General features: G+C 48.6%; 16 protein-coding genes. 8 read left to right on the top strand and 8 right to left on the bottom strand.

What is annotated here, in order from left to right; all coding sequences use genetic code 11:
- Positions 1 to 144: 144 nt before the first annotated feature.
- From PSE6802_RS0103835 to PSE6802_RS0103845, 3 genes are read right to left on the bottom strand one after another with little or no spacing between them, the layout of a single operon-like run.
- Entirely contained in the window at positions 145 to 1,398 is a 1,254-nt protein-coding gene (locus PSE6802_RS0103835) for an IS256 family transposase (RefSeq protein WP_019498360.1), read from the bottom strand.
- Positions 1,392 to 3,797 carry a beta strand repeat-containing protein gene (locus tag PSE6802_RS0103840; RefSeq protein WP_019498745.1) on the bottom strand — a complete coding sequence of 802 codons (2,406 nt, stop codon included), beginning with the start codon at positions 3,795 to 3,797 and terminating at the stop codon, positions 1,392 to 1,394. The genes PSE6802_RS0103835 and PSE6802_RS0103840 overlap by 7 nt, the downstream gene beginning before the upstream one ends.
- A complete protein-coding gene (locus PSE6802_RS0103845; protein WP_156815398.1) occupies positions 3,767 to 3,991 on the bottom strand; it encodes a hypothetical protein in 225 nt (74 codons plus the stop codon). Before PSE6802_RS0103845 ends, PSE6802_RS0103840 begins: the two co-directional genes overlap by 31 nt.
- 190 nt (positions 3,992 to 4,181) lie before the next feature.
- Here PSE6802_RS0103845 and PSE6802_RS33115 point away from each other — a divergent pair, with 190 nt between their 5' ends.
- The 5 genes from PSE6802_RS33115 to PSE6802_RS0103865 all read left to right on the top strand — a co-directional run bounded on the left by PSE6802_RS33115 (position 4,182) and on the right by PSE6802_RS0103865 (position 9,166).
- On the top strand, positions 4,182 to 4,370 hold the full coding sequence (locus PSE6802_RS33115; RefSeq protein WP_156815399.1) for a hypothetical protein: 189 nt from the start codon (positions 4,182 to 4,184) through the stop codon (positions 4,368 to 4,370).
- 484 nt (positions 4,371 to 4,854) lie between these two features.
- Positions 4,855 to 6,102: an RNA-guided endonuclease InsQ/TnpB family protein gene (locus tag PSE6802_RS0103850; protein ID WP_019498747.1), complete on the top strand. Its 1,248-nt coding sequence runs from the start codon at positions 4,855 to 4,857 to the stop codon at positions 6,100 to 6,102.
- Positions 6,103 to 6,164: 62 nt separating this feature from the next.
- A complete protein-coding gene (locus PSE6802_RS0103855) occupies positions 6,165 to 7,178 on the top strand; it encodes a pentapeptide repeat-containing protein (RefSeq protein WP_019498748.1) in 1,014 nt (337 codons plus the stop codon).
- A gap of 100 nt (positions 7,179 to 7,278) precedes the next feature.
- Positions 7,279 to 8,136, top strand: coding sequence for a hypothetical protein (locus tag PSE6802_RS0103860; RefSeq protein WP_019498749.1), 858 nt, complete (start codon positions 7,279 to 7,281; stop codon positions 8,134 to 8,136).
- A 190-nt stretch (positions 8,137 to 8,326) separates the two neighbouring features.
- Positions 8,327 to 9,166 carry an IS5 family transposase gene (locus PSE6802_RS0103865; protein WP_019498088.1) on the top strand — a complete coding sequence of 280 codons (840 nt, stop codon included), beginning with the start codon at positions 8,327 to 8,329 and terminating at the stop codon, positions 9,164 to 9,166.
- A gap of 51 nt (positions 9,167 to 9,217) precedes the next feature.
- Here PSE6802_RS0103865 and PSE6802_RS0103870 read toward each other — a convergent pair whose 3' ends face one another.
- A complete protein-coding gene (locus PSE6802_RS0103870) occupies positions 9,218 to 10,291 on the bottom strand; it encodes a fatty acid desaturase family protein (RefSeq protein ID WP_019498750.1) in 1,074 nt (357 codons plus the stop codon).
- Between the two features lie 172 nt (positions 10,292 to 10,463).
- Here PSE6802_RS0103870 and PSE6802_RS0103875 point away from each other — a divergent pair, with 172 nt between their 5' ends.
- Positions 10,464 to 11,597: an SAM-dependent methyltransferase gene (locus PSE6802_RS0103875; RefSeq protein ID WP_019498751.1), complete on the top strand. Its 1,134-nt coding sequence runs from the start codon at positions 10,464 to 10,466 to the stop codon at positions 11,595 to 11,597.
- Here the strand turns inward: PSE6802_RS0103875 and cobT are convergent.
- Positions 11,580 to 12,668, bottom strand: coding sequence for a nicotinate mononucleotide-dependent phosphoribosyltransferase CobT (gene cobT / locus PSE6802_RS0103880; protein ID WP_036945407.1), 1,089 nt, complete (start codon positions 12,666 to 12,668; stop codon positions 11,580 to 11,582). The two genes, PSE6802_RS0103875 and cobT, sit on opposite strands and share 18 nt — an antisense overlap.
- Positions 12,669 to 12,764: 96 nt before the next feature.
- Entirely contained in the window at positions 12,765 to 14,579 is a 1,815-nt protein-coding gene (gene mrdA, locus PSE6802_RS0103885) for a penicillin-binding protein 2 (RefSeq protein WP_019498753.1), read from the bottom strand.
- Between the two features lie 102 nt (positions 14,580 to 14,681).
- Here mrdA and PSE6802_RS0103890 point away from each other — a divergent pair, with 102 nt between their 5' ends.
- Entirely contained in the window at positions 14,682 to 15,077 is a 396-nt protein-coding gene (locus PSE6802_RS0103890; RefSeq protein ID WP_019498754.1) for a sll0565 family protein, read from the top strand.
- A gap of 135 nt (positions 15,078 to 15,212) precedes the next feature.
- On the opposite strand, the gene PSE6802_RS0103895 is transcribed toward PSE6802_RS0103890, so the two are convergent.
- Both PSE6802_RS0103895 and PSE6802_RS0103900 read right to left on the bottom strand, forming a co-directional pair.
- On the bottom strand, positions 15,213 to 15,470 hold the full coding sequence (locus PSE6802_RS0103895) for a hypothetical protein (RefSeq protein ID WP_019498755.1): 258 nt from the start codon (positions 15,468 to 15,470) through the stop codon (positions 15,213 to 15,215).
- A 60-nt stretch (positions 15,471 to 15,530) separates the two neighbouring features.
- Entirely contained in the window at positions 15,531 to 15,668 is a 138-nt protein-coding gene (locus PSE6802_RS0103900; RefSeq protein ID WP_026103041.1) for a photosystem II reaction center protein K, read from the bottom strand.
- Positions 15,669 to 15,831: 163 nt separating this feature from the next.
- Here PSE6802_RS0103900 and PSE6802_RS0103905 point away from each other — a divergent pair, with 163 nt between their 5' ends.
- A complete protein-coding gene (locus PSE6802_RS0103905; RefSeq protein WP_019498757.1) occupies positions 15,832 to 16,257 on the top strand; it encodes a hypothetical protein in 426 nt (141 codons plus the stop codon).
- Positions 16,258 to 16,290: the final 33 nt, after the last annotated feature.

A 16,290-nucleotide genomic window follows, 5' to 3' on the forward strand; every position in this document is an offset into this window, starting at 1 on the left:
TACAGACTGGGAGCCATTACCTGCAATAATAAAGGGCATTCTGATTTGAATATTATTCCAATCACAGTCAGCAACAAAGGCATGAATTCCACTGCTCGCATCAAAGGGAGAGTGCTCAGATTTTTGTGTAAGCGAGAAATAAGGTCAGTAATTTAAACGTCCTGGGAATAGGATAGCAAAATATGACAACGCTGCCTTCCAATCTTTAAGGGGGCGAGTCCAACGCTTGGCAATGTTATGCATGGCCAAGAACATGAGCTTGAAGACAGATTCCTCATCGGGGAAGACAGCCTTGGTTTTAATCACCTTGCGCAGGGAGCGATTGAGGGATTCAATGGCATTGGTAGTGTAGATGACTTTGCGGATGTCCATGGGATAGTCAAAGATGGGGATAATGTTCTGCCAATGGCGCAGCCAGATTTGGCTAATCGCGGGGTATAGGCGATCCCACTTGGCGGCAAAAGCCTCAAGCGCAGCTTCGGCTTCTGCCAAAGTGGCAGCATGATAAATGGGCTTGAGGTCAGCCACAACAGCTTTAGCGTCTTTCCAGGGCACATGACGCAAACAGTTGCGGATCAGATGCACAATACATAGTTGCACCTGGGTTTGCGGGAAAACAGCCTCAATCGCCTGGGGGAATCCCACTAAGCCATCGCAACAGGCAATCAGAATGTCCTTGACCCCACGGTTTTTGAGGTCAGTCAGCACCTTGAGCCAGAACTTAGCGCCTTCGGATTCCACCTCCCCAATCCACAGCCCAAGCAATTCTTTGTTGCCCTCAACCGTAATACCCAAGACGACATAGACCGCTCGCTTGCTCACCCGACCCGACACCTTGATATTCACGTAGAGGGCATCGAGGTAAATGATGGGATATACAGGTTCCAGGGGACGGCACTGCCAAGCCTTGACCTCGTCGCTAACTGCATCAGTGACCTCACTGATGAGTGCGGCGGAGATCTTGGCACCATAGAGTTCTTCGAGTTGAGCACTAATGTCTCGGGTGCTTAATCCCCGTGCATACATAGCCAGGATTTTCTCATCGAGTCCTGCTATTCGCCTTTGGTGTTTCGGTACCAGCACGGGGTCAAACTCGCCGTTACGGTCTCGCGGTATCGACAACTCCATTTCGCCCTGTTGCGACTGCACCGTCTTCTGCGAGTAGCCATTGCGGCTGTTGCGTCGCACAACTTCGTCTTCTACCGCTTCCTCTCCCTTAGGCGTGCTTGATTTGAGGTGATGGCTCAGCTCTCCCGTGAGCGCTCGCTCGATTAGTCGTTGACTCAGTTGCTTCAGTAAGCCCGATTCTCCTAGAATGTCCTCGGGGCTATGGCACTCTGACACCAACTCGTCTAGTAGTTCATCTGTACGATTAGTTGCTTGTTTGCCTCTTAACATGTTGCGGTCTCCTTGGTTTTTGTGATTCTAGACCGCTTACACAAAATTCTGATCAGTCTCTCAAAGGTGGCAAATCCATCTGACACTCCACTAGAAGTTCCATTTATATTTGCATTACCAATAATAAATTCACTTGGACTGGAGGTGATTCGGCGACTATTTGTGATTTTTATAGATGCACCTTGCGGCTCAGTAGTATCAACTGAGTCTGTGTAAATACTAAAGTCAACGCCATCGATATTCTCAGAACCAGTGACTTTGACAAACTTGCCAGCATCGATCGCAATATCCCCACCCGTGCCAAGAGAGCTATCAGACCGCACAGCCCCATTGACTGTAATATTTTGGGCATTACTAGTAATCGAAATATCGCCACTGAGACCAGGTCGCACCGCCTGACTAGTCACCCTCCCATCCAGCACCACATCCCCATCACCCTTCACCGTGATGTTGCCACCATTGCTCTCCTCCGAATACGACACCACTCCCTTGGTTGTGACTTTGCCACTATCGATAACACCGCCATCAGCCGCATCCAGCAAAATACTACCGCCTTTGCCATTCGTTGTAGCAGTAGTCAGAAACCCGCTCACACCTATATCACCTGCCGAGGTCTTCAGAGTGACATCACCACCATCACCATTAGTACCACCAAAAGCATACAACACATCCCCAACTGTCACATCGCCCTTTGTAGTAGTCAGACTCACATCTCCAGCCGACTTTGACTCCGAAAAAGAAGTAATCCCACCCGTAGAAATATCACTAGAAGCTAACAGTTTGACTGCACCACCATTACCACCCTGCGAAGTAGTGGTGATGCCCTGAGTTGTAATTTTGTCGTTGTTAAACATACTGCCATATCTGACCGCATTTAACTCGATCGCACCACCGTTGCCACCTCCCGCCGCCGCACTAACATAGCCATCCGTCGTGATATTCCCCGATGTTGTTAGTAAAGCAATATTGCCAGCATTCTTGTTAGGACTGCTGGAATTGGCATAGGTACCAATCCCTTGGGTGGTGATATCATCCTTTGATGCCAACGTAATATTGCCGCCAATGCCATTTTCCGAAGCTGCGGTAAGATAGCCCCCCACATTAATCCCACCTAATACGCTCGTGAGTGTGATATCACCACCATCACCTAAATAGCCATCAGCCCCAGAAAACGCATACATCCATCCGCCAATATCAATATTGCCTTCAGCATACAAGTTGATATCACCCGCCGAATTTGACTCTGAATAGGAAACCACACCACCTGTACTGATGCTGCCATAGTTAGCATTGAGCGTAATCCTACCACCAAGCCCTCCCTTGGCTGCCGCCGTGGTAAATCTACTGATGGCAATGTCACCCAACTGGCTGGCTAGAGAAATATTCCCTGCCTTGGTGGTACTAATTGCAGAGCCGTTAGTAAACGCATAAAGTTCCCCGCCTACGGTGATGTTATTCCCGGCATTGAGCATTACGTTGCCAGCCGTAGAGTTCTCCGAATGAGCGGGCACACTGCCCGTCACAATAGTATCGTCGGCAGTCATGGTAATGCTGCCAGCCGTATTCTCAGCCGCAGTGTCGATGTCACCTGTCGTAATCTTGTTGGCATTGATATTCAAGCTCCCACCATTGGTGCGAATATACCCACTGCTAAAGTCGTTCCCTGCCATAAAACTAAGCGAACCACGGCGATCGCCGAAGTCTAACCCAACCGCGATTGTCAGGCCTCTCGTGGCAAATAGCGAGGTGGAGGCACCTTGCTCGATTAAAGCCTGGGCGTTGATGTACGTGGTGGGTTCGCCATATTCGGTCTCGCCAGGCCTAACGATAATATCGGTGGGATCGAGCAGCAGGGTGCCAGTTTTGCCCTGCGCCGCTGTCAAATCTGTGATGCCATCAAACCCCAGGTTTTGCTTGCCCGATACCTCGGCAAATCCACCATCGCCAAACACGCTACCACCACGGGCGTTAATCTTGCCAGAGAATCTGGTGGTGTCGTCTGCCCAAACGATTACCCTGCCGCCATTCCCACCTTGCAGAGCATTGGCATTGATTACCGTATCGCGACTCACAAACGTGCGTTGGGCGTTGGAAACGCTACCTTTGCCCTGATAATCGCCACCAATCAAGACCGTACCGCCACCATTGGTGCCAGAGGCATCAATCTTGACTCCACTCAAGTCAACTTGCTCGCCCAGTAAATGAATCGTGCCTCCCTTATCGCTGTCCTGCGCTGTAATAGCCCCAGACTCCAACTTCAAAGCACCGCTGCTGTTGAGCGTAATCCCACTGCCAGAGAGCGAACCCCGGCTGGTGATATTTGCAGCCGCGACATCAATGCGATCGCTACTGCTAAGATTACCGTTAATCAGGATGTCATCATCGGTAGCAATCTGCAAGCGATGATGACATCCTGATTCCCCAGGATCAGCGTATCGCGTCCATCGCCGCCATCAAAGTCGATCCGCGATATCGTGTCGCGGGTAGCGCCGCGCAGCCGCGCATCGAAGAAGGCAGAGAGCGGATCGCTAGATTTCACCTGTCCGTCGATATCGATCTGGAGATAGCCATCATCTCTCATCCACTGTCGCACGGTGTTGTCTCCCGCATCGACTTGAATCGATAACTGTCCTGTCGTCGCGCCAAAGCGAATGTTACCAAATGTTACAGGGGGTAAGGCGTTGGTGGAACTGGAGTTGAGGCTTCCGAAAAACCTGACTCAGTGGAAATGGACGCAGCACCGATTTCTTCTTGCCACATAGTTGTTTGTGAATTCTATCTGAATGGAATATTGGTTGGGAAAAGTTATCTATCTCATGCGGAAGTGTCTGGCGATCGCAATGCGTATCGCCACATGGGAAGCCCACATCTCATGCAGACACTGCTACGAGAACGCGATCTCAACAGGATGTAATACAGAAAACCTAGCCCATACTGCATTTATGTCTCGGATGCGCAGTACGGAGAAGTAGATCGAATCTTGCGACTTATTGGGTAGAGATAACCTAGCAAATTTGCGATCAAAAAGATATATTTCTTTATATTTGGTCTAGGTTATACTCTTGCGATCGGCAACCCCGAAAAATTTTTCGGGAGTACCTTTTGCACCGAGTTAAGAATGCTTAAAGGGGAGGGGGTGGCAAAAAGGGGGTTAATATTTTTACAATCTGGTTTGTATAGCTGCCTTTTAATTAGAGAAGCAGCTATCCTTTTGTGTCTAGCATAGGACTACCAGCTTAACTATTAGAAAAACAAAGTTCGGGGGTACACTGGTTAACTAATTGGGGGGGCGATAAGTCCCGCGCTCTACCTGAAAGTTGAGCATCGGGATACATGGACTCCCCGCGTCGATTGAGGGGTACTTTGCGAGAAGCCGCTTCGCGTCTACGATGCCCCGAAAATCGACAAACTATCTATCGGTTCTAACAGAAAAAGTAAATCTGTTAGAATGTAAGCATGTTGAACTTGACCTACAGCTACCGAATCTATCCAGGACTTGACCAAGAAGCAATGATGCTCGACTGGTTGGAGCAATGCCGTCGTGTTTACAACTACGCCCTAGCAGAGCGAAAAGACTGGATCAACTCGCGTAAATGTCCGGTCAACGCTTGCAGTATCAGACAGGAATACATCATCCCTGCTGATACACCCTATCCCGACTACTACAAACAGCAAAACGCACTGACCAAAGCAAAAGAGGAGATTCCAGAACTCAAGGCAGTTCACTCTCAGGTCTTGCAAGACGCTTTGAAGCGACTGGATAAGTCGTTCAAGTTTATGCAGGAGAGAGGATTTGGATTTCCTCGATTCAAAAAGTTTGGTCAGTATCGCTCGTTTGTGTTTCCACAGTTCAAATCGAATCCAGTCAACGGATTTGAAATAAAACTGCCGAAAGTTGGAGCCATGCCCATCAACCTGCATCGACCAATTCCAGAAGGATTTGAGGTCAAGCAAGTTCGAGTTGTGTTCAAGTCATCGGGATGGTATGCTCAACTGATTCTGCAAGCCGATGTTTCCGTTCCTGAGCCAATGCCTCATGGTGAACCCATTGGCATTGATTTGGGATTGGAAAAGTTCTTGGCAGTGAGCAACGGCAAATTGGTAGAACGCCCTCGCTTTTTCGTGGATTTGCAAAGCAAGCTTCGATGGCTGCAACGCAAATTGAGCAATAAGAAAAAGGGTTCTGCGAATTACCGGAAGATAAGCGCCAAGATTCGCGCATTGCATGAACACATTTACAACGTTCGTCGTGAGTTTCATTTCCTGACGGCGCACTCGCTCTGCGACATTGCTGGGACGATCTTTGCTGAGGATTTGAACCTCAAGATGAGCAGTCGCGGCATGTTGGCAAAGCATTGTCTGGATGCTGCTTGGGGAAGTTTCCTGGAAATCCTGAAATGGGTGTCCTGGAAACGGGGTATTTACTTCGCTAAAGTTGACCCCAATGGGACAAGCCAGACTTGTCCCCAATGTGGGACGCATACCGGGAAAAAGGAACTAAGCGAACGGGTGCATCATTGTGGCGAGTGTGGATATGTAACGGATCGAGATATTGCTGCTGCTCAAGTGGTAATGCAGCGTGGACTGCTATTTGTAGCCGATGGACAGTCGGTGATACTGCCTGTGGAGGAAGGTTGCTTGGGAACCCCGATGAAGCAGGAAACCTCAAGAGCGATCTTGGGAAGCCAGCACCGTACCCGCTAGGGTCGGTGTCTGGAGGATGTCACGGAAGCAACGAACCGCAACTAATAGGGAAGTGGTAGCCCATGAATTCAGGTTTTACCGATCGCGTTTCACTAGAGCTTTTACAAAGTTATGCCGCTGGGAAAAGAGATTTCAGCAAAACCAATTTGGTTGGGGCAGATCTTTTGGGAGCAGATCTTTTGGGGGTCAATCTCACCAAAGCAGATCTGCGGCGAGCCAATCTCATGCTTGCCTATCTGATTAAAGCCAATCTGACTAATGCCAACCTGACTGGCATTAAGCTCAACGGTGCTATGCTCAATCAGGCAAACCTGACTAACGCCAACCTTAGCGATGCCGATCTGCACGGCGCTTCTCTACAAAGAGCTAACTTATTTGGCGCGAATATGTCTCTGGCAAACTTGATGGATGTTAACCTGGCTGAGGCCGATCTGCGTAGTGCCAACTTGAGTGGGGCTAATCTGCGTTGTGCCATCCTGCGCGGGGCGCTCTTACGCGATGAACGCGGCTATGCCAGTGCCAATTTAAGGGGAGCTAATCTGCAAAAGGCAGACCTTAGCGGAGCTAACCTCAGCGGTGCAGCGCTGAGTGGTGTCGATCTCAGCGGTGCGTGCCTGCGAGACACTACCTTAAGCAAAGCAGACCTCAGCGGAGCCAACCTGAACAGTGCCGATATGCGCGGTGTAAACCTGGGTGAGGCAAATCTGGCTAAGGCAAACCTGGTTGGCTCAAATTTAGCGGAGGCAAATTTGGCCAGAGCAAACCTGGAGCAAGCTACTCTTAGCGAAGTAAACCTGAATGGTGCCAATATGTCTAAAGCTACTTTGGGGGGCTGCGACTTGAGCTTGGCAAGCCTGCAACAGGCAGTGCTCAGTGGGGTCAATCTCAGTCGCGCTAATTTGACTAAAGCTAATCTTAGGGAGGCAAGTTTAGTAGATGCGGACTTAGCAAGGGCAAATCTGAGCAGAGCCGATCTCAGCAATGCCATACTCACCCGCGCTGAGATTAGTGGAGCCAATCTGTTGGGTGCGATTCTCTCCGGCGCGACGATGCCGGATGGTAAGAGCCATAGCTGATAAATAGCCAACAACAGCCAGCCATATTTTGGTAGGATGACGAGATAGCATGAAAGCTTCTATGCAACCAACCGATCTACCCTAAACCTACCCTAATGTCATGTCAGGCTCAAATTTTCTAGATGAAATACTAGATGAAATAGTAGACGAACTGGAGCAAAGCGACAATGTGACGAGAGTTAAACGGTTGATTCTCTTCACGTGTCATGACTATTGGGTAAACGATGTTAAGGATCTGCAAAATATAGACTTGAAGGAGTTGATTCAAGAGCTATTAGCGGTAATCCCAAGCCTGAACAATCTCAAGCTGATGTTGCACAGTCATGTCAAAAAACTATCAAAACCGGGAGCATATTTACTGGCAGCCGATATGATTGTTGATACGGTAGGACAGTTGTATGCCCTCAAGACTAATGACGCACCTGAACCCTTACCTCTTCTAGTGCAAGAAGAGCGCTTTGCCCCCTCAACTCTAGCGACACCATCGGCGGTCAATCTTAGTCCCAAATTCCCAGGTATTGATAATCTTAATTACCCTGCTGGTGATGGTTATAGTTACGAGATCGATGAAGCAGAATCCAATCTCCCATATCAAGAGGAGTTCGAACAAGATGTCCAGATAAATGGGGATACACGACCTGCAGAGAAGCCTCCTAAACTCGACTACATCGCCAAACCGTTCGATTTGAGGTACGAAATTGCTAATAAAGTCAGTCCTTTACGGGCGAAAATACTAATCTTCTCCTCGCTGCACTATAAATTTAGCCCCAGAGATCGAGACTGGGCAGATCTCAGCAGTCACGATCTCGACGATCTGCTCCTGGAGCTATTTCAAACCTGCCAGACCTATGAGGAACTGGAGACAAGACTCTATGCAACAGCACGGCAATTGGAAGATCCGCAGGAACAAGAGCAGGCGGCAGGCTCGATCGCAAAGTCAATGCGATCGCTCTACTAACCCTGGTGGACTGACAAAAGTCTACTGCCCTCACCCTAAATCCCTCTCCCGCCCTGGGAGAGGGACATTACTATTTTGCCTCACTACCAAATCAGTAGACCTCTTGCAGATTAGGTTGAGGTTGAGTTGCCAAAGAACCCCAAGATAGGAAAATATCAGGACATAGCAATAACGAAAAAGCGTCCTGATGATGAACTATATAATAGCGCAAACCCTACCTGCTGCACACTTTAAGCGTCGATTTGGTATCGAGACTAATACGTTCAAAGCAATTGTGAAAGTGCTTAAACCAGAGTGGCGAGCAACGCCAACACCTGGAGCCAAGCCTAAACTCGGACTAGAAGACCGCATATTGGTTGCCTTCGAGTATTGGCGGGAATATCGCACCTACTTTCACATCGCCACTAGTTGGGGCATCAGCGAGTCTACAGTTTGTCGAATAGTGCATTGGGTAGAGGAGACTTTAATCCGCTCACGTCGCTTTCGACTACCTGGGAAGCGCCAGTTGGTGCGGGGCTTTGGGATACCTACAGTCGCGATCGTTGATGTGACTGAAACTCGCATTGAGCGTCCTAAGCGGCACCAACGTGCCTTTTATAGCGGCAAACAGAAAGGGCACACGCTCAAATGTCAACTCATAATTGACGCTCTTACTGGGCAGATTATCTGTACGTTTTTCGGCAAGGGGCGACGGCATGATTTCAAGCTGTTCAAAGCTTCTGGCATCCATTTCCATCCTCAAACCGAGAGTTTGCAGGACAAGGGTTATCAAGGCATCCAGAAACTGCATCTCTACTGCCGCTTACCCCACAAGAAACCGAAAGGTGGTCAGCTTACGCCTGAGCAGAAAGCGTTCAACCGCCAACTTGCGCGCCAACGGGTTGGCATTGAGCATGTTAATCGCCGCTTGAAGATCTTCCGCATCTTATCTGGACGCTATCGCAATCGTCGTCACCGCTTTGGTTTGCGTTGCAATCTAATTGCTGGTCTCTACAATTTTGAACGCTCTCAAGGCTCCTCAGTTGGCTAATTTGCAAGAGGTCTAGTATAAGTGCGGTACTTTCTGGCGCATCATCAGGTTTTATTGCAGCGGGCACGGCATGGAAATTTGTCCAGACCAAGTGGTAAAGGTGCGTGCATCCTGGTAGTGCCTGGGCGTGTGCCTTAATAGATGCCAAGCTTCGCTGGCACTCAGGTAATGGAAGCGCTCTGGATAGTGAGTTCTAAGCAGTTCCTGCACGATGGGGTAGTAGTCAGAGTTAAGGGCAGGAAAAATGTGGTGCTCGGTGTGATACGAGAAATTCAGGTGCAGGAGATCGAAAAATTTGGGCACGCCAATGGAGACGCTGTTAGCGAGGGGATCGTTAACTTCTGTCATCGGGCAAATCATGTGATTTGTATAGACATAGAAAATGATGCCGCTATAGCCCAACCCGATGGGCAAAAAGTACCCGAGCAGGAGTTCGATCGCATCGAATTGCAAGTAGAACCAGATGCTAAGGTGAATTGCACAAATCAGGAGAAATTCCCCAGCGATCGCCGCTCTCTCTTTAGGGCGAACCGTAAAAGCGGCTGGCACGTAATCGACGGATTCCTGATTGAACAACAGAACTGCAGTTAAATTGCGAAAGGCATAGATACCCCATGCAGTTGCCATGCCCGCGATCAGCCAAACCGGATTTACGAGTAAGGAAGGCACAAACAGGTTTTGAATCCATTTCCCCCAAGTGTTGGGCTGACTGTAGAGGTAATTGCGATCGGGATCGGCGAGGGAGTTGGTCTTATTATGGTGTACGCGATTGTGAACTGCCTGCCAAAGTGTCGGTGGCATCCATAACATGCTCAATCCCAGCAAGCAGATCGATCGCTGCCAGAAATAATTCTTAACGACACTGCCATGCATCAGATCGTGGGAACTAAATAGCAATACGATAACGCTGTTTCCCATTACCACCGAGAGGGGTAAATACAACCAGCATAGGTATACAGGGATGCGATCCAGGTAAGTCGCGATCGCCCAACCCACAATCAAAATTGCGATGTTAATCAATAGGATCGCCAGCTTGCTTGGGTCGGGTTGAAATGCCTCAGCAGGTAGGAAGGGACGCAATTTCTTGGCATATTCCGCCTGTGGGATCGGGTGCTCTGCAGTCATGACATTCACGAACTTGTATGAATCGCGTGTGAATTTTATTATTCTCGCAGACTTGGGATTGTATATTTTTCTGTGGTAGTTAACAATTTCAAATATAAGTATGCTTTTCTAGTGAGTAGGTTGGAATACCAGAGGTTCGATCGCAACAAATCAATAACTCAGGAGGATCGCCATGATCGCTACATCGCAAACATCATCCATCGATCGCTATCTACCCCTTTGGGGCGATATCAATCAAAAAAATCCTCTCGCCTACAAAACAACGCGCTTGGCAGTTTCAGCCGTAAATGCCGTACAGATGGCAGTAGCAGAAGCCTATATTAATGGATTGGAAGTGCCGGATGCCGCATTAATCTCTCTATTTAAAACCTGCATGCCCGTCTTTTTTAAGCACTTCCCAGCTCTACTCGCCCCCTACGAGTGGGTTTTACAAGAGACCGAGCATATGGCAGAAGGATCTAAAGATCTAATGGACATCCAATATGACTTGCCTCAGGAAATGCTAAACGTCATGCTCGGTGATAGCGACATTATTTACCCCAAGTACAGTATGGGCTTGTGGGAAAAAGGAGCGGAGAACCTCGAACAATCCCAAATGCAGATGATCGACGACTTAATTGAGAAGCTCGATATTCAAGATGGCGATCGCATTCTCGATTTTGGCTGCGGTTGGGGCTGCGTGCCAAATTACATCATGTCTAAGTTCCCCAACGTGCAGTTTACGGGATTGAATCTCAGTCACCATCAATGCAACTACATGCGGCAAAAGATGCAAGATCCCAAGAGCCAACTCAGTTCCGGTAGATTTACCCTATTGGAGATGGATTTAAACGATGCTCGCTTCGATACAAAATTCGACAAAATTCTCTCCGTTGGCGTGTTCTGTCATGTGGGAAATCTCACGCAATCGTTCCAAAAGCTAGCTTCGTTCTTGAAGCCGGGCGGGAAGGTGTTTATCCACATCATTACCGTGCGCACTCCCAACAACATCTCCAGCCCGTTCACGCACAAATATATTTTCCCTCACGGACGCTATTGGAATTTCGATGCCGTACCCAGCCATAATAAAGATCTCAAAACAATTAAACGCTGGTATCTCAATGGAATCAACTATCATAAAACATTCTTTACCTGGCTGCAGAACTTTGACGCACACCAATCTACGGTGAAAGATTTAAACTACAACATGGACTATGCCAAGTTCCGCCGGATCTGGCGATTTTATTTGATGTGGTTGGGGACTAATTTCGCCACCTGCGATGGCGAATATAACGGCAACGGTCAATTCCTAATGGTTCATGCCTAATTGTCCAGCCATCAGTGCTTCAATGCGCTGTAGCAAATCTGCTTGCGTCCATCCTTGATAGAGAGAAGCGGCGATCGCCGCTCCCCCCGCTCCTACCCCTTCTTTGACGAATCCCTGTTCGTAGGCGCGTAACTGTGGATAATAGGAATTGGTGAAACTGAGTTGAGCAGCCAGGAGCGGCACATCGCCAATATTTTCCGCCAAACCCACCGTATCGCCGGTGGGATCTTCCGCCACCCACCGCGTCGTACCTACCACAATCCGTTCTGGATTCCAGATCTTGCGAGTAGCCCTCGCCAAGGCGTACACCGCCAGCATTTGCGTCCCACCTGCCAGCAACACGCCGACATGACGACTAGCTGCGATCGCGATCGCAGCCGCTACAATTTGCATCGGATCGCCGACCGCTGCCGCAATCTCCCACGCGGTTGCAGGTTTTGCCAGCTTGGCATTTTGGATGCCCTGTCGGACTAATTCCCACTTTTGACCGTGGTTGCAAATAGGATGGGAGCTATTCACCTTGTCTTGAGCGTTAATTCCCAATGCGGTCAGTACGGCCAGAGCCGTAGTCGTGCCTCCCACAACGCATTCACTGAGAATTACATATGCGCCCTGTCGTGCCAGTTGCTCTCCCCAGATCAGACCCTGCTGCCAGAGATGCATTACTGTAGCTAAAGGTAAAGCCCGTCCCGTACTTAAACAATTCGCAGGCTTCCCATCTAGATCGATATGCTCTACGGTTGGCGGTGCGAGTAACCCGGCATTGAAAATATACAGAGGTAAATTCTGCCCTGCTACTACTGCACGCGAAATCAAAACTGGTGAAGCTCCAGAAACTAAAGGTGGCAGGGGGAAATGAATATTCTGACCTGTTGCTAGAAACTCAGCATCGGCGATCGCCGTATATCGCCGCGATTCCGGCGTTGCCCCAGCAGCGGAGATCCCCGGAATTAAGCCAGTTGCCGTAAACCCTAACACGCAAGCAAAGACTGGTTGGCGACCGCGATAGGTTTGCAGCCAGCGATCGGCTTCAGACAATTGCGTATACGCTCGGATCGTGGTGATTTGCATGCGAAGGTTAATATCCAGATCGCAGTGGGGTGCCCTGCGATCGCAGTTCATTTGAAAAACGCTATAAAGCTATAGCTGGCAATGTCCGTAAGGGCATTAACGCTTGGAGGGAAGGGGCTTGGCGCTCTTTGCTTTTTGCTTGAGTTTCATATACGCCTCAATGACTTGAACTACCTTGGGGCCCTGTTTAGAACCACCACCGCCGCCAGAGTTTTCGCCAAACGATACTACTAAAATCTCGGGTTTGTCGGCAGGTGCGTAGCCCGCAAACCAGGTATGGGAAGAACGGGGTGGATCTTCAGCAGTGCCAGACTTGCCCGCCACCGGCACTGAAGCATTGTTTAAAGCTTGCGCCGTACCAAATGTGATTACACCTCTTAACCCCTCCCGCAGTACCTTAATCGTACTGGGAGCGAGATTTAACGACTTACGCCATACCTTTGACTCGGCGTTATCGAGTAGTATATGGGGTTTGATCAGATAACCGCCATTGGCAGGAACAGAAGCCATTACTGCTACCTGAAGGGGGCTAGCCTGGAGGTCACCTTGCCCAATGGACATATTAATAGTGTTGCCCTCGTACCAGATGTCGTTCAGTACCTTTTTCTTCCAGGCGGGGTCGGGGACTAGACCTGGTGCTTCTTCATCGCTCAACTCTATGCCTGTGCGAGAACCAAAGCCAAACTTGCGCGACCATGCCGCCAATGACTCTACACCAACCCTCCTTCCTACTTGGTAGAAGAAAGTATCGCTACTAAAGGCAAGTGCCTCGGGGAAGCCAATCGTACCAAAACCAGCATTATTATGATCCCAGAACTGAATGCCCCCTATTTCCAAATAGGCAGCCGTAGATAATACATCGTCGGGCGAAAATTTCTTGGTTTCTAGTCCGGCTGTAGTCGTAATAATTTTATACGTACTGGCTGGGGGATAGCCCTGTAGCGCGCGGTTGACAAAGGGGTGATCCTCCGCTTGCAAACGCTTCCAGATCGCATCGGTAATTTTGGATGAAAACACGTTAGGGTCAAATGTAGGGCGGCTAGCCATTGCCAACACCTCACCGTTATTGGGATCGATCGCCAGGATCGCACCTTGCATATTACCGAGGGCAGATTCTGCTGCTTTTTGTAGATCGAGATCGACAGTCAAATGTACGGATTTACCAGGTTTAGGAGGCTTTTGCCCTAAAACGCGAATCACTTTTCCCCACGCATCAACCTCTACTTGCTGTCCTCCCCAAGTACCGCGTAACTTTGACTCAAAGGCTGATTCTACACCTGCTTTACCAATGACATCACCTAGACGGTAGCCCTTTGATTTGAGCTTATCTAGCTCCCAATCCGCAATCTCCCCAGTGTAGCCTATGATATGGGCAGCGATATCGCCATTGGGATAGTAGCGCACTGCTTCGGGATCGACCTGAACTCCAGGCAACTCCCGACTGTGTTCGGATAGGTGGGTCACGATTTTGGGGCTAATCGCGCCGCTGACACGCACTAGATCGGCGGAGTTGTAACCTTTTTGTTCTAACTTTTGGAGGATGCTTTTGGCATCAATTCCCGTAATCTCAGACAGCTTGGCGATCGTGGCAGGCCATTTTTCCTTAGGCTGTGCCACTGGCCAAAGATAAATCACATGAGCCAGCCGACTAGAAGCAATTATCTTATCGTTGCGATCGAGAATACGTCCCCGTTCCGGAGCTTTAGCAACTAGACGGACGCGGTTGTTTTCGGCGAGTTGACGGTTGCGATCGCCCTCAACCACTTGTAGAAAGAATAACCTGCTCCCCAGTAAGAATATTAGAATAAACACGCTAAAGGCAAACAATATGCCTGCCTGTGTCCCCCTTCCCATCGTGCGGGTGGTAGCTTCTTTGGGTTTGACAAGTTTTTTCCTTTGGGTCAGGGTCATGCCGGATGAATGTAGAATGCAAAGAGTTTTTGGATTAACTGCGCCTTAATTTATCTAACTTTTACCTATTATTTAACAACTATCTATAATCTCGATCTCTTTGTGAAAACTGAAAAAAGCAATTCATCCGATCCATTACCTCCAGAACAGTCAGAATGGCATGAAGTTGAAACTCAAATTCAGCAACTAGAGCAGGCATTGCAAGAGTTAAAGCAACGGCTAGCAAATGTTCGTGCTATGCAGAACGAACGCGCTCGGCTCAAGGAGCAGCAACACGATCTGCGATCGCAACTACAAGGCTCGCCAGCTTCACCACAGCTAAAACAACAGTTAAAGCAAGATCTTGCCCAGATTAGCAGTCAATTGGATTTGTTGGAAGTAGACCTTGAAAGCCGCCTAATTTCCTGGAGTAGCTTTCGGGAACCCTTTTGGCAAATAGTTCGTTTTGGCGGCTTAGGTGTTCTGATTGGATTTGCCATAAAAAGTTGCACGGGCTAGAGGACTTGCGGTTAAATAGCGCCCCAACCATAGGATGCGTTACGGCTAATGCCTAACACATCGCGGGTATCCTATGTTCGTGCAAATCCCTAGAGGATTGCTCCACTCGTTCAGGTTACCCAAAAATATTATGACTTAGTCCCTAGGCATCCGACGATCGTTTTTGTTAGTGTCAGCAATTTTAGTAATTACGCCGCTAGCGATCGCACCTGCCATCATAATACCCAGCGCCGGTTGAATTAATGGTTGCCACAACTGCTGCCACAGCCCCCACCCCAAGTTCACGTGCAGGGATTCAGCGGTTACTGCCACTACAAACCAAGCAAAAAAGAAAAATACTAAAAATAGATCGAATACGAGCGCCTTATTTAGCCAGCGCAGAAATGTTTCCATAGCCTTTAAAAGTGAAGGGCAATCTCAACAATTGCCCCACATACATTTATATTAAGTTCTTTATTTAAAACCAACCGCTGCTTGCCAGACAAAAGCCAGCAACAAAAAGAAAATAGGAATTACAGGTAGTACGTCAATCAATGGATCGAACATTCTGTATGCTTCGGGCAAAACTGCCAATAGCATTGATAATTGCATCTAAAGGCTAACCTCCTTCAATATTTAACCAGCATTTTATCACGTAGAGATTCCCGTATTTGCTAGACTCAAGTTTGCTGTGTCAGATAATTCCTTAATCTTGGAACCGCTCGTTATGTCAGCATCTAAAGTTGTTAATTCCCTAAGGTTAAACTTCCGGTTAATGTGGCAAACTGCCAAAACTCTGCTTTTAGCTGGATTGATTTGCCTAATGGCCTGGGTAATTAGTCCGCCAGTTGGAGCCGCTACCCAAATTAAGCTCACCAATCTTACCTACGAGCAGTGCCCGGAGGGGATGGGTAAAAACATCGTGTTGGGTGGTGGTGTAATGTCAGCCAGATGTTTTTTGGTCAAAGGCAAGGCACTTAATCCTACGAATAAGACCGTCTTTGATGCAGATATATTTGGACGAGTTTATGATGTCAATGGTAATGATGTAATACCGGAACGCAATCGTCTGGGGGCAATTCCCGAAGTGCCGCCCGGAGAAAGTGATTTTGAAATGATGCTCAGCGTACCTGCCGATCAAGAACCACCGCTGACCTTGAAGCAGTTTAAAGCTTCTGGGTTTACGGCACGGGTGCGTTAGTGTTTTGTGTTTGAATTAAAGTATTAGCTGAAT

The sequence above is a fragment of the Pseudanabaena sp. PCC 6802 genome (assembly GCF_000332175.1).
In the GTDB taxonomy this organism is placed as follows: domain Bacteria; phylum Cyanobacteriota; class Cyanobacteriia; order Pseudanabaenales; family Pseudanabaenaceae; genus PCC-6802.